Source organism: Agarivorans sp. MS3-6, from assembly GCF_054112545.1.
The window spans coordinates 2,043,993-2,056,021 of sequence record NZ_CM134202.1 but is presented as its reverse complement, the minus strand read 5'-3'; the positions used below and the strand labels follow the sequence as shown (position 1 = coordinate 2,056,021).

14 protein-coding genes and 1 pseudogene are annotated in these 12,029 nt (G+C 45.0%); 10 read left to right on the top strand and 5 right to left on the bottom strand.

Annotated elements, in window-relative coordinates; all coding sequences use genetic code 11:
- Positions 1 to 125 precede the first annotated feature (125 nt).
- Positions 126 to 893, top strand: coding sequence for a uroporphyrinogen-III C-methyltransferase (cobA, locus tag ACVFI8_RS09355; protein ID WP_457873668.1), 768 nt, complete (start codon positions 126 to 128; stop codon positions 891 to 893).
- A 67-nt stretch (positions 894 to 960) separates the two neighbouring features.
- Here cobA and ACVFI8_RS09350 read toward each other — a convergent pair.
- Positions 961 to 1,824 (bottom strand): annotated as a pseudogene (locus ACVFI8_RS09350) (DUF2167 domain-containing protein).
- Between the two features lie 270 nt (positions 1,825 to 2,094).
- Here ACVFI8_RS09350 and ACVFI8_RS09345 point away from each other — a divergent pair.
- From ACVFI8_RS09345 to folE, 6 genes are all read left to right on the top strand, one after another.
- Entirely contained in the window at positions 2,095 to 2,520 is a 426-nt protein-coding gene (locus ACVFI8_RS09345) for an Lrp/AsnC family transcriptional regulator (RefSeq protein WP_457873667.1), read from the top strand.
- 8 nt (positions 2,521 to 2,528) lie between these two features.
- Positions 2,529 to 2,735, top strand: a complete 207-nt coding sequence (locus ACVFI8_RS09340; RefSeq protein WP_457873666.1) for a DUF3565 domain-containing protein — start codon at positions 2,529 to 2,531, stop codon at positions 2,733 to 2,735.
- 78 nt (positions 2,736 to 2,813) lie between these two features.
- Positions 2,814 to 3,371, top strand: coding sequence for a DUF3833 domain-containing protein (locus tag ACVFI8_RS09335; RefSeq protein ID WP_457873665.1), 558 nt, complete (start codon positions 2,814 to 2,816; stop codon positions 3,369 to 3,371).
- Between the two features lie 107 nt (positions 3,372 to 3,478).
- Entirely contained in the window at positions 3,479 to 3,889 is a 411-nt protein-coding gene (gene folX / locus ACVFI8_RS09330; RefSeq protein ID WP_248713743.1) for a dihydroneopterin triphosphate 2'-epimerase, read from the top strand.
- A complete protein-coding gene (folM, locus tag ACVFI8_RS09325) occupies positions 3,882 to 4,607 on the top strand; it encodes a dihydromonapterin reductase (RefSeq protein WP_457873664.1) in 726 nt (241 codons plus the stop codon). Before folX ends, folM begins: the two co-directional genes overlap by 8 nt.
- Before the next feature lie 66 nt (positions 4,608 to 4,673).
- Positions 4,674 to 5,354 carry a GTP cyclohydrolase I FolE gene (gene folE / locus ACVFI8_RS09320; RefSeq protein WP_248713745.1) on the top strand — a complete coding sequence of 227 codons (681 nt, stop codon included), beginning with the start codon at positions 4,674 to 4,676 and terminating at the stop codon, positions 5,352 to 5,354.
- A gap of 32 nt (positions 5,355 to 5,386) precedes the next feature.
- Here folE and ACVFI8_RS09315 read toward each other — a convergent pair whose 3' ends face one another.
- Positions 5,387 to 6,724: a DEAD/DEAH box helicase gene (locus ACVFI8_RS09315; protein ID WP_457873663.1), complete on the bottom strand. Its 1,338-nt coding sequence runs from the start codon at positions 6,722 to 6,724 to the stop codon at positions 5,387 to 5,389.
- A gap of 488 nt (positions 6,725 to 7,212) precedes the next feature.
- Here ACVFI8_RS09315 and ACVFI8_RS09310 point away from each other — a divergent pair, with 488 nt between their 5' ends.
- Both ACVFI8_RS09310 and ACVFI8_RS09305 read left to right on the top strand, forming a co-directional pair.
- The gene (locus tag ACVFI8_RS09310) at positions 7,213 to 7,761 is read left to right on the top strand and encodes an N-acetyltransferase family protein (RefSeq protein ID WP_457873662.1); all 549 of its coding nucleotides are present in this window, start codon (positions 7,213 to 7,215) and stop codon (positions 7,759 to 7,761) included.
- A gap of 54 nt (positions 7,762 to 7,815) precedes the next feature.
- Positions 7,816 to 8,271 carry a YaiI/YqxD family protein gene (locus ACVFI8_RS09305; RefSeq protein ID WP_248713748.1) on the top strand — a complete coding sequence of 152 codons (456 nt, stop codon included), beginning with the start codon at positions 7,816 to 7,818 and terminating at the stop codon, positions 8,269 to 8,271.
- Between the two features lie 46 nt (positions 8,272 to 8,317).
- Here the strand turns inward: ACVFI8_RS09305 and ACVFI8_RS09300 are convergent, their stop codons facing one another.
- Complete coding sequence (locus ACVFI8_RS09300) at positions 8,318 to 9,796, bottom strand: methyl-accepting chemotaxis protein (RefSeq protein ID WP_248713749.1); 1,479 nt, start codon at positions 9,794 to 9,796, stop codon at positions 8,318 to 8,320.
- A 3-nt stretch (positions 9,797 to 9,799) separates the two neighbouring features.
- A complete protein-coding gene (locus ACVFI8_RS09295; RefSeq protein ID WP_248713750.1) occupies positions 9,800 to 10,645 on the bottom strand; it encodes a type 2 periplasmic-binding domain-containing protein in 846 nt (281 codons plus the stop codon).
- Between the two features lie 182 nt (positions 10,646 to 10,827).
- Between ACVFI8_RS09295 and ACVFI8_RS09290 the strand changes: the two genes are divergently transcribed.
- Positions 10,828 to 11,388 carry a pyridoxamine 5'-phosphate oxidase family protein gene (locus tag ACVFI8_RS09290; protein ID WP_457873661.1) on the top strand — a complete coding sequence of 187 codons (561 nt, stop codon included), beginning with the start codon at positions 10,828 to 10,830 and terminating at the stop codon, positions 11,386 to 11,388.
- Between the two features lie 34 nt (positions 11,389 to 11,422).
- Here ACVFI8_RS09290 and ACVFI8_RS09285 read toward each other — a convergent pair whose 3' ends face one another.
- Entirely contained in the window at positions 11,423 to 11,914 is a 492-nt protein-coding gene (locus ACVFI8_RS09285; protein WP_248713752.1) for a MarR family winged helix-turn-helix transcriptional regulator, read from the bottom strand.
- Positions 11,915 to 12,029 lie beyond the last annotated feature (115 nt).

Sequence of the window (12,029 nt, the reverse complement as noted above, 5' to 3'; positions counted from 1 at the left end):
TAAAGACTATCTTCTACTAAGGCTAAAGTGGGCAGCAACTCACTGAACTGATATTCTACGTTTTTGGCCAGAATACTTGTTCATTCGTACCATATTTAGTAAGCAATTTTCATAGGACGCCGTTGATGCCCGATTCTCCATCTAGCCTAAGTCATGCTCAGGGTTTTGTTTCATTAGTTGGCGCTGGCCCTGGCGATCCAGATTTACTCACGGTAAAAGCGGTAAAGCGGATCCGCACCGCCGACGTTATCGTGTACGATCGTTTAGTGTCACAAGACATCCTTGACTTAGCCTCGCCTACCGCCGAGATGGTGTATGTAGGTAAGAAGCTAGACCATCACTTTGTACCGCAGCCAAAAATTAACCAGATTTTGGTTGACCAAGCCCAGTTGGGCAAGCACGTGGTGCGTTTAAAAGGCGGAGACCCCTTTATTTTTGGTCGTGGTGGTGAAGAGTTACAGTCTTTAGCGGCAGAAAGTATCGCTTTTGAAGTGGTGCCGGGCATAACCGCAGCAGTGGGTTGTACAGCCTATGCGGGTATCCCTTTAACTCATCGCGATCATGCGCAAAGTGTGCAATTTATTACCGGCCATTTAAAGCAACATGGTGAAGACATTGATTGGCCATCTTTAGCTCAATCTAACCACACCTTAGTGTTTTATATGGGCTTAAAACAGTGCCCACAAATTCAAGCTAACTTAGTGGTAAACGGCTTAGCAGAAAGCACGCCCTGCGCCATCATTGAAAAGGGCGCTACGCCACAACAGCGAGTATTAACTGGCCCCTTAGCCGAATTAGCGCAATTAGCTGGGCAAGCAGAAAGCCCATCATTAATCGTCGTGGGCAGTGTCACAGAGCTGCATCAAGAGCTAGCCTGGTATAAGCCTGAATAGACCTTTACCTATCAAGCCAGCCGATGGCTGGCGTGAAGTGGTTTACCTTCATAGGTCCTATTAATAACTAGTTGGCGCGTTTGTTACGAAATAGGTTTTTAAGTAGCGCGCCTAAGCCAACGATGATAAAGACGCCGAATTTCTTCAGAAATACCAAGGCTAACGCAAAGAAACCGGTTTTAGCGATAACTTTACCGGCTACCAGTGCGCCGAGTCCGTAAGCGGCCACTTTATCCATTTCAGGATTAAAGTCTGTGTAACTTGCGCCTTGGTTAAAGTTGGCTAAAGCTAATACGGAGTTTAAGTTAGCCGAAATAACGGCTAATTGGTCCATTCCTGCAATAAAGTTAAGGACTAATACCCCTTTGCGGCCAAGCACTCGAATGTTGTAATTAAGCACGTGCAGTTCATCATCGCCAAATTTCAGTTCTTTTGCCCAATGTAGCTTGTGATGCTGGCTATCATAATAGGGGTTCGCTGCCCAGCCAATCAGCTGAATAGGCTGATAGCCTTGCTGGACACGCTCTTTACTATCAGTGCGAGCATCGGCTTGCATGTCTTGTAGTAACTCAGATTAATCAATATCGTGGGCATCACTGTCAGATACATAGCCATCTTCTTCATATTGAATGGTGACCGCCCAGGCGTCGTCATCAAACGGGGTGGAATCCGCTGGAAATAACATGCCTAAAGCCGATTGGCCTGGTGGATTTCCCCATACATCGACAAGCACTTTTTCTGTGTCTTCGGCATTAAGAAAATAGAATGACTCTGGTACATTTAGTGTCGCGTTTGCTTGGTCTAAAGTGATTTCGCCAGTTTGTCGGTCTAACGATTGCCACACTTCGCTAGCCCAGTTTAAGTATTCACTGTCATCAACATTGTCGGCGCTGACTACCGCCGACAAACATAGTAATAGGCTGCCTAACATTATTCGGTAAAACATATCATTCCTTGATTGAGTTTAGAGGCGTGTGCATGATAATTGTTGAGTCAGTTTAATTTATTGACTTAAAACTTATTTTGGTTGGTTAATATCTTTTTAAGCAATGTCTTACGGTTTTTTGGTTTTCTTGGTGTACCGCCTGGCACGGCAAATTTTACGCTGAAGCTAATGGTGTAACTTGAGCCAAGTCGATAGGCCTGATATAACCAAAGCGAGTTGGCGCAGCCATACCAGTAACTAAACGGAAGTAAATATTTGGATAAGTTCGATCAAAAGATAGTGGCCTTGTTAGTCGACAATGCACGCACACCCGTGAGTCAAATCGCCAGGGCGATCAACCTATCTCGTTCAGCTACCGCTGAGCGAATCAGCAATCTTGAAAAGCTAGGCATCATCAGTGGCTATCATGCAAGCGTTGGTCAGGCTAAGCAAGATTCGCCTATTGCTGCTCATTTCGAACTACGCTATAACGAACACAATTGCGAAGCTTATGCCGCATTTATGCGTGGTATTCCTGAAATAAAGCGGTGTCAGGCGATTTCGGGAGACGTCGATATGTTGTTGTATGTTGAAGTGCCTTCCATGGCTCGCCTAGAAGAGATTCGCCTGCAGTTGGAACAGATGGACAAAATGGTGATGGTGCGCACTCACATGGTGTTGCGGGATATGTTCAGGCGCTAAGGGTGGCCATGAAAAGAGTGATTGTGGGTTTTCAGCTTGATAGTGAGCAACACTGGGTGGCTCGCCTAGCTTGTGGTCATGTTCAACATGTACGGCATATCCCACCTTGGCAAAACCGTCCTTGGGTCACCACCTACAAAGGGCGCTCAAGCATGTTAGGCCTGCATTTGTCGTGTACCAAATGTTTAGACTTAGCGCCCCGAGATTGGAACTAACTATTCTTTTAAACAAGTAGATCGTTTCTATAAGCCCTCCCGTAATCATTATATATTCTAAAAGTGGCGCAGAATTTTATGCAATTGGCATCCAGTGTTTATCGACGCTTTTTATTGCTGTTCGGTTTAATGGCGGGCTTATGGGGCTGTTCAAGCGCCGATGTCGACAGTTATGCGAGTAACCAACCCAAATTAGTGTTGGAAGATTTTTTTTCCGGCAGTTTAACAGCGCATGGCATTGTCAAAAATCGCTCCGGTGAATTAATTCGTTATTTCAATGTCACCATTGACGCCAGTTGGGATGAACAAGGGGTTGGCACGCTCGACGAACAATTCATTTTTGATGACGGCGAGTCACAGCAACGCATTTGGACCTTAAAGAAGCAAGCTGATGGTGGCTATTTGGCTAGTGCTAACGATGTTAACCAGCCGGCAGAAATGCATTTAGCCGGTAATGCCTTGTTTATGGACTATGTATTAACCATTCAGTACCGAGACAAACCTTTAGACATAGTGGTTGAAGACAAGATGTACTTAGTCAATTCAACAACCATTGTTAATGAATCGGTGATGCGTAAGTTTGGTTTTGAAGTGGGTTCGGTCAGTTTGGTGATAAATAAGCAGCCATCAAGTTAAGCTTGTCGACAGCACAAAAGCCAATTAAATAAAGACCCAGGCTTGTTATTCCTAGTTAAACTGCGCTAGGTATGTAGTAACAGAATTAAATTACAAGAGAGAAATGAATGACTAATGTATCTAATCTTGCACCACTGGCGAGCAGTTTTAGTTTAGACCCTGCGCTGATTACTATCACCAATTTGCGCTTGCGTACTTATATTGGTTTTAACGAAGAAGAGCTCAGTAAGCAGCAAGATGTTGTCATAAATGCCGAAATTCGCTATCAGGCTACCAAGGCTTGTGAAGCCGACAGTGAAGATTTGGCGCTCAATTACAAGGTTATTACTAAAGCGATGATCGCGCATGTAGAGCAGGGGCATTTTCGTTTACTAGAGAAACTGTGTGCTGACTTACTCACGTTAGCGATGGATGAACCGCGGGTGATTAAAGCCAGTATTACCGTGGATAAACCGCACGCGCTGCGTTTTGCTGACTCGGTATCAGTGACCTTATCTGGATCGCGTAACAGTGTTTAAGGCGCCGATTAGTCAAGCGCCGGTGCTGATTACTGGTGGATCACAGCGGCTGGGCTTAGCCATTGCAGAAAATTTACTGCAGCAGGGATACCCGGTGATTATCACTTATCGAAGTGACAAACCCGCAGTGCAGGCATTGCGAGAGCTGGGAGCCGATTGTGTGCAGGCCGATTTTAGCGATGAAAGCGGCATTAATGCGTTTATAAGCCATATATTGCAGCACTACCCATCTTTGCGTGCAGTGATTCACAACGCCTCTCAATGGCTTAACAATGCGGCTATGGACAACCAACACCAATTAATGCGTTTGATGTGGTGTGTGCATGTCAGTGCCCCTTATCAAATGAACTTAGCGTTTAGCGAGTTGCTCAAGAACAACCAACAAGTTAGCGACATTATTCATATGACAGATTTTGTCGCAGACAAAGGCAGCGCGAAGCATATTGCTTATGCAGCGAGTAAAGCTGGCTTAGCTAATCTTACTCATTCTTTTGCTGCACAGCTTGCACCTGCGGTAAAAGTGAATAGTATTGCGCCCTCGTTGCTGATGTTTAACCAAGGTGACAAAGCAGAATACAAAGTTAAAGCCCTGGCTAAATCGTTAATGGCGATTGAGCCTGGTGCAATTGAAGCCGTAGAAGCGGTTAACTACATTATGAACAGTCAGTATATAACCGGTCGAACAATCGGTTTAGACGGCGGCCGACATCTGGTCTAGGGTTAATAGTGTTGTTAATTTGAGTGTGGTGGATAAAACAAGAAAGACTATCTAAAGGAAGTGATTATGAAAGTAGCGTTAGCCGAAAAACAATTTAGAAAAGACGCCTGCTTGTCACCTGAGGCAATCCAAGTTCGCCAAGCATTGATTGAAAAGGGTATTGAGACCCCTTTGGTTGACAATCAATTAAGCAATGAGCAGAAGTACCAGAAGATCAAAGCCTCGTTGACCGATGTAGTAGCAACCTTAGGCTTAGACTTAAGTGACGATAGCTTGGCTGAAACACCACACCGCATTGCTAAAATGTTTGTTGATGAAGTGTTTTCGGGTTTGGATTACTCCCGTTTCCCAAAAATTAGCATTATTGAGAACAAAATGTCCGTAGAAGAGATGGTCAAGATCTCTGATATTGCCTTCACCAGCACTTGTGAGCATCACTTTGTCACCATTGATGGCCTCGCCAAAGTGGCTTATATTCCCAAAGATAACATTATTGGTTTATCTAAAATTAATCGCATCGTGCGTTTCTTCGCTCAACGTCCGCAGGTGCAAGAGCGCTTAACTCAACAGATTTTGGTGGCATTACAAAGCTTGTTAGGCACTGACGATGTGGCGGTTTCTATGGTCGCTACCCATTACTGTGTTAAATCACGGGGGGTCATGGACGCCAGTTCTAGCACGCAAACCTCGGCCTTTGGCGGACAGTTTAAGTCGAGTAAATCCGTGAGAAGAGAGTTTCTAGGGTAGATAGTTCCCCCAGCGAGCGCTGGGGGGCAGGCTTATTTAGCGGCCGGTTTTGAAAAACGCGCGCTAGATTTAGCGGTACCACCACCGGTATGACGGCGGTTTTTACCTACAGGCTTATTGCCACGCGCATTTTCGCTTGAACGTTGACCATCTCGGTGGTCATTACGCCCCTGCTTTGGTTTCTTCGGCTTCTTCGGTTTGATTGGCTTACCACTGAGTGTGGTTGGCGGTAAGATAGCCGAAGGTTCAAAACCTTCCATGATGCGCCGCTCTAATAATTTGCCGGTTAGATGCTCTATGCCACTTAATTCAGCAATCTCATCAGCTGATACTAATGAAATGGCTTCGCCGGTAGAACCTGCTCGGCCAGTTCTACCAATCCGGTGCACGTAATCTTCAGATACATTAGGTAGGTCAAAGTTAACCACTTGTGGTAATTGGTCGATATCTAAACCACGCGCTGCAATGTCGGTCGCCACTAATACTCTTACATCACCACTTTTAAAATCTGCTAGTGCGCGAGTTCGCGCGCCTTGGCTTTTATTACCATGAATTGCTGCTGCGGTAATTTGGCTATGGTCTAGGTGCTTGGCCAAGCGGTTAGCACCGTGTTTAGTGCGGCTAAATACCAATACTTGCTGCCACTTGTTATCGTGAATCAGCCGAGTCAGCAAACTTGATTTCTTTGACTTGTCGACAGGAACAATCCACTGTTCAACGGTGGGAGCCGCTGCATTGGCAGGGGTTACCGATATCTCTACGGGGTTGTTCACTAAGCTTTTCGCTAAGGTGCGAATGTCGTTAGAGAAGGTGGCTGAAAACATTAAGGTTTGACGCTTTTTAGGCAGCAGAGCCAAAATCTTTTTGATGTCGTGGATAAAGCCCATGTCCAACATGCGATCTGCTTCATCAAACACAATCACTTCTAGCTGTTGAAAGCGGAAGGCATTTTGTTGGTAAAGGTCTAATAAACGGCCTGGAGTCGCTACTAACACGTCTGCACCGCGACGTAGTTTTTGCATTTGTGGATTAATTTTAACACCACCAAATACCACGGTTGAGCTTAATGGTAAGTTCTTCCCGTAGGTGCTCACACTTTCACCCACTTGAGCGGCTAGCTCACGGGTTGGTGTTAATACTAAGGCGCGCACTTGGTTTGCGCGTGCTTTAGGCCCTTTACTTAGTAATTCTAGTAAAGGCAGAGTGAAGCCAGCGGTTTTACCGGTACCGGTTTGCGCGGCAGCCATGATGTCTTTACCTTCTAAAATCACAGGGATGGCTTTGGCTTGAATAGGCGAAGGTGTGTCGTAGCCTTGTGAGGCAACGGCTTCAAGAAGGGGTTTAGATAAACCCAGGGAGTCAAAGCTCATAGAATCGTCTCTTATGATAAGTGGTTTAAGCATGGCCGCAGAATTAGCGGGGCGTGCAGCTTACAGTAACTTAGCTGTTTGCGCCATCATTGCTGGCAGAGTTAAGCCTAACAATTATTTATTAATAAAGAATTGTTAGGATTGCTTGGCTGAGTATGGCAGTTACACGGGTGTTTTTCCTGTTTTAAAGGCTGAACAGCCAGATAGGTAGTTGCTATGGTTATCTGCGGAAGTACCGTAAGGTTGCCTTTGAATGGCTACTGGTTATTTGAGAGCAGTGAGGGTGTTTCTAGTATCCAACAACGCTAAAAGGATGTTGCTAAGCCCTTGAAGGTTTAGTTTGCATGTGCGTCCATACCACTTGAGCCTAGGCTTGATGTTCGTGATAGTGTTACTAAAAATGTCGCTATCAAACGTATTTGTTGCGGTGAGGCAATAGCAGGCCATAAGCGTGCACTGCCTAGTGTTAATGTTAAATAGGAGGGAGGATGTCGGCAATACTTATTCAAGCGAAAGACGGCCGTCAATATAATTTGCGTTTATTAGAGGCGAGCGACAGCGAGGCGTTTGGCGAATTCTTGCAGACATTAAGCCCCGCGACAACTCGCCGCTTTGGTCCACATCCTCTCACCCCGCAACACGCAACAATTCTCTGCCAAGGTCTTAAGCAAGACAGTGCGCAGCGTTGGGTGATAGAAGATAAAGGCATTATTGCCGGTTACTTCATTCTAGAGCACAACATTTCTGAGGATGAAGCTAAGCGTTATTCGGCACAAGGGGTCAGTTTAGTCTCGCCACTCGATGTAATATTTGCGCCCTGTATTGCCGATGCATATCAAAATCTAGGCTTAGCTTCTGCTGCTATCCGTCCATTGATGCAGCAGCTAAAACAGCAGGGTGCGCGCAGTATGGTATTAATGGGAGGAACCCAAGCAACCAATCAGCGTGCTCGTCATTTTTATCAAGCCTGTGGTTTTGTTGAATATGGCCGTTTTAACACCGAGCTCGAAAATATCGATATGCGGGCGATCTTGTAATCGATAATTAACTTGGCATAGTAGCCAGCAAACAATATGAATGAGTAACTGTAGATGAAGATTTGGGTTGATGCAGACGCCTGTCCGGTGGTGATCAAAGAAATATTGTTTCGCGCCGCCGAGCGCACTCAAATACCTTTGATACTGGTGGCCAACCAATATATTAAAACGCCGCCATCTAAGGTGATATCTAGCCTGCAAGTTAGTGCGGGTTTTGATGAAGCCGACAACGAAATAGTCGCGCGGGTCGCCGAAGGTGACTTAGTGATCACCGCGGATATTCCGCTGGCCGATGAAGTTATTACTAAGCAAGGGCAGGCATTAAGCCCACGCGGTGAGCTTTATACTAAAAGTAATATTAAGTCGCGGCTTAACATGCGTGATTTCATGGATACTTTGCGCTCTAGCGGGGTGCATACGGGTGGGCCAGCTGCGCTTAATCAAGCTGATCGCAAAGCCTTCGCCAGTCATTTAGATTCTATATTGTCTAAGTGCCAAGCAAAAAAATAGCTTAAGCCTGAGCGCTTAAGCTATTGCTTGAACAGTGGCTAGCGGCTTAATACTTAAAGCGATTGACTTGGGTAACCAATTGCTGGCCCACTTCCAGTAGGTCCTCGGTAGCTTGTTGTAGCTGCTTGCTATCGTCACTTAACGACTGCGCGCCCATACTTAAAGATTCCATATCGTTGGTGACCGCGCTCGTCACATTGGCTTGTTCCTCACTGGCGCTGGCTATCATGGTAATCATGTCGTTTACTGAGTTCATTTCTTGGTTGATTTGTACTAATGACTCACCAGTGCCCTCAGCAGAAGAAATCGTCTGGCCTACCATTTTTTTACTTTCTTGGGTTGCTTGATATGAGGTTTCCGCTTGGCTTTGTAAGTCACCAATAATAGATTCAATTTCAGTGGTTGATTCATGGGTTTTACTGGCTAAAGCGCGCACTTCATCGGCGACCACCGCAAAACCTCTGCCAGATTCTCCGGCGCGGGCGGCTTCGATAGCGGCGTTCAGTGCCAGTAAGTTGGTTTGTTCGGCGATCCCTTTTATCACATCAAGTACACTGCCAATGTTATCGCTCACTTGTTTTAGGTTCGTCACCTCTTCGGCGGTGCGGTCAAGGTTTTCAACCAACTCGGTGACCTGCACAATATTGGCATCAATTGCCTTTCGCCCATCGAGTGATAGTTGATAAGCTTCTTGGGTTCGGCCTGCGGTATTTTCGGCGTTGCCTGCAATCTCTTTGGTGGCCACCCCTAACTGTTGTAGGTTGCTCAAAGAGGTTGAGGTGAGTTCTGTTTGCTCAAAGGTATTGGCGGTATTTTTGTCGTTAATCACCCGTACGTTTTCCGATACTAACTCTAATTGTGTGGCTGCCTCGGCCATGTCTTGCACAATGGTTTGTACGGTTTCGATAAAGCTATTAAAGTTATCGCCCAATTGGCCAATTTCGTCTTCGGTGTTAATGGGAATGCGAGCGGTTAAATCACCATCGCCCTGAGCAATACCCGCCAGCACTTTGTTGACTTCAGCGAGGGGGGTTGTTACCAACTTACGTAGCGAGAACACAATTAGAATAATGATTAGGCCCATTAGCAAAATGATGGTGAGCACATCTTCAGTTAGTTCATTGGCTAGGGCCGAATTAATGGCTTGCTTTGTTACCCCTATTTCAATGGTACCTAAGGGCTTGCCATCCCAATCTAAATCGATACTAATGGTTTCATCGGAGCTGAAGCCCGAGTTATGATTTTCGGCCATTAACTTGCCGCGCTGGTCGCTCACTTTAATACCAACAATCATCGGCTCATCGATAAAGGCATCGATGATGGATTGAATCACATCAAGGTCATAGACAAATACCGGCTCTTTAAGAATGATGGTCATCTGTTTAGTCAGGGCTTGCTTGCTGCTGTCATAACCTTCTGTAAGGGTTGATTTAGTGGCCCAATAAAGAATACTAACAGCAACAATTCCTAAGCTTAAAATGGTTACGCTAAGCAGGACGATCAGTTTTGAAGTAATTGTTTTCATAATTTATTTTCCTGCTAATGGGTCGAACCATACCTTCTGTGGAATGGCATTTACTTTATCGGTGAGGTAGGGGTTGTCTAAATCAAACACGGTGCGTTTCTCTAACTTTCCGAGATTGAGTGCGTTTTTTACATCAGGATCATTGAGAAATAATGTTTGATAACTGCCGTCTTCAAACATTTGATAGAGGATGTCATTAAGGTGTTTGGCTAAGGCTTGATTATCTTTTTTCACAAAAAAGAAGAAAGGCATTTTGTAGCGCAGCATGACATAAGAATCGACAGTTAAATTGTACTTAGCTTCACGTTTAATTTCGCTCCAAGGTTCAAAAATTCCGCGTGGGAAATAATCACAGCGGTCAGCTTCTAACATGGCAAATATATTACCGTAGCCGAGGCTTTTGGCTACCTTAATACCGTTGGCTTCAAGTATCGCAGTATCAGCCCAAAGTTTGCCCTGACAAGGAATGAATTGCTGCATTTGTGAAAAGCTAGTGACTTGGCTAAATATTTCGCGATTGGCTTGCTCAATAATGCCTAAGCGCATACCTAAGGTACCGCGATATAGGGGGAAATAAACAGCCGTCTGTGCTGCTTCTCGATCGGCCGAGGTAGCGGTCCAAAGTAAGTCAACCACTCCCCCATTGAGGTCTGCGAGGGTTTTTGCAAAAGAAATGTCACCGATTTCACCATAGGGGAAACTTAGTGAACTATAAACATCACTGCGCTTTACAATCTCTTGGGCTAAAACTATGGGTAGAGTATTTCCCGCTGATGACCCGGGAATATTGAGTGGCTTGGTGGCACCAAGTGCCGTAAAAAATATCAATAAATAGAGAAGTCTGTACATATAGCCTCCATGCTTTGTCTAATCTTAGGTCTGCTATAGAGTTAGGGTTATGAGAGGCATAAAAAACGTGAACTAGATCTTCTTTTATTTCATAACAAAGCGATAGCACTGTTTTATGATGATTAATTGATAAGTTTGTAGCTTGTCATACTCAGAGCATGGTTTTTAAGGATAAAGACAACATGGGCAAGCAATTTAGTGCCATGATCCCGGCGCACATTGAGTTTATAGCGCAACAACAGATGTTTTTTGTAGCCACTGCAGCCGCAACAGGCAGGGTGAATACTTCACCAAAAGGGATGGATTCGTTTCGAGTGCTTAATCAACATCAGGTGCTTTGGCTGAATTTTACTGGCAGTGGCAATGAAACCGCCGCGCATGTTAGTCAAGACCCTCGCATGACCATTATGTTCTGCGCGTTTGAGGGGAAGCCCGTTATTTTGCGCTTATACGGTAAAGCTCAAGCTATCCATCGAGCTGATCAAGGCTGGAAAGAACACATAGGGTTATTTCCTAATCGGGATGGCGCTCGTCAATTGTACTTGTTGGATATTGATATGGTGCAAAGCTCTTGTGGTATGGCGGTGCCGTTTTTCGACTATGTGGCTCCGCGTGAAGAGCTAAGCAAGTGGGCGCTAAAGCAAGGTGATGACGGCATACAAAAATATTGGGCTAAGAAAAACCAACATAGTTTAGATGGTGTAGAAACCAATATTCTAGCCCGGTCAAAAATAGCTGATTAACACCTCAAATTGATTTGAGTTGAAAGTAAATTGACTAGCGCTGTAGATCTTTTATCGGTGGCTCAATATCCAATAAAGGTGAAGCGTCGATCGATTCAGCGTCCATCATTGAAGCGATATGCTGCAACGAAGAAAGAATTTGGGTTTTTTCCCAATCTTCTAAACCTTCGAAACGCTGAATAAACTCTTCATGCAGCAGTGGCGGTACGGTAGTAAGAATATCCACCCCTCGCTCGGTCAACCTTGGGTTAACAATACGTCGGTCGGTACTACTGCGAACTCTTTCTATGAGTTGACGTTCTTCTAAGCGATTGAGAATAGTAGTAACGGTTGCTTGGCTTAAAGATACCTGATCGGATAAACGTTTTACCGTTACTGTGCCTAATTCTTCAATGGCTCTAAGCACCATTACCTGCGGAATTGTTAAGCCACAGGCTTTTACTATACGCTTAGATTGCAGGTCAGTAGCGCGAATAATTTTGCGAAGTGAAATCAATACATCTTGCCAGTAAGCAGATTTTTGCATGGATAAAAACAGGCCTTATTGGTTTTGCCGAAGTATATCCTATAGTGAAACGAGTGGATATATACAGTGGTTAGTTTGAGCTCTAACTATTAGACGTGTATGATTCTTTAGGTAA

Bases quoted from the DNA above. Each gene is read 5' to 3' on its own strand.
- cobA (WP_457873668.1), top strand. From the start codon at position 126: ATGCCCGATTCTCCATCTAGCCTAAGTCATGCTCAGGGTTTTGTTTCA.
- ACVFI8_RS09290 (WP_457873661.1), top strand. From the start codon at position 10,828: ATGGGCAAGCAATTTAGTGCCATGATCCCGGCGCACATTGAGTTTATA.
- ACVFI8_RS09295 (WP_248713750.1), bottom strand. From the start codon at position 10,645: ATGTACAGACTTCTCTATTTATTGATATTTTTTACGGCACTTGGTGCC.
- ACVFI8_RS09300 (WP_248713749.1), bottom strand. From the start codon at position 9,796: ATGAAAACAATTACTTCAAAACTGATCGTCCTGCTTAGCGTAACCATT.
- ACVFI8_RS09335 (WP_457873665.1), top strand. From the start codon at position 2,814: ATGCAATTGGCATCCAGTGTTTATCGACGCTTTTTATTGCTGTTCGGT.
- ACVFI8_RS09340 (WP_457873666.1), top strand. From the start codon at position 2,529: ATGAAAAGAGTGATTGTGGGTTTTCAGCTTGATAGTGAGCAACACTGG.
- ACVFI8_RS09285 (WP_248713752.1), bottom strand. From the start codon at position 11,914: ATGCAAAAATCTGCTTACTGGCAAGATGTATTGATTTCACTTCGCAAA.
- ACVFI8_RS09315 (WP_457873663.1), bottom strand. From the start codon at position 6,724: ATGAGCTTTGACTCCCTGGGTTTATCTAAACCCCTTCTTGAAGCCGTT.
- ACVFI8_RS09305 (WP_248713748.1), top strand. From the start codon at position 7,816: ATGAAGATTTGGGTTGATGCAGACGCCTGTCCGGTGGTGATCAAAGAA.
- folX (WP_248713743.1), top strand. From the start codon at position 3,479: ATGACTAATGTATCTAATCTTGCACCACTGGCGAGCAGTTTTAGTTTA.
- ACVFI8_RS09310 (WP_457873662.1), top strand. From the start codon at position 7,213: ATGTCGGCAATACTTATTCAAGCGAAAGACGGCCGTCAATATAATTTG.
- folE (WP_248713745.1), top strand. From the start codon at position 4,674: ATGAAAGTAGCGTTAGCCGAAAAACAATTTAGAAAAGACGCCTGCTTG.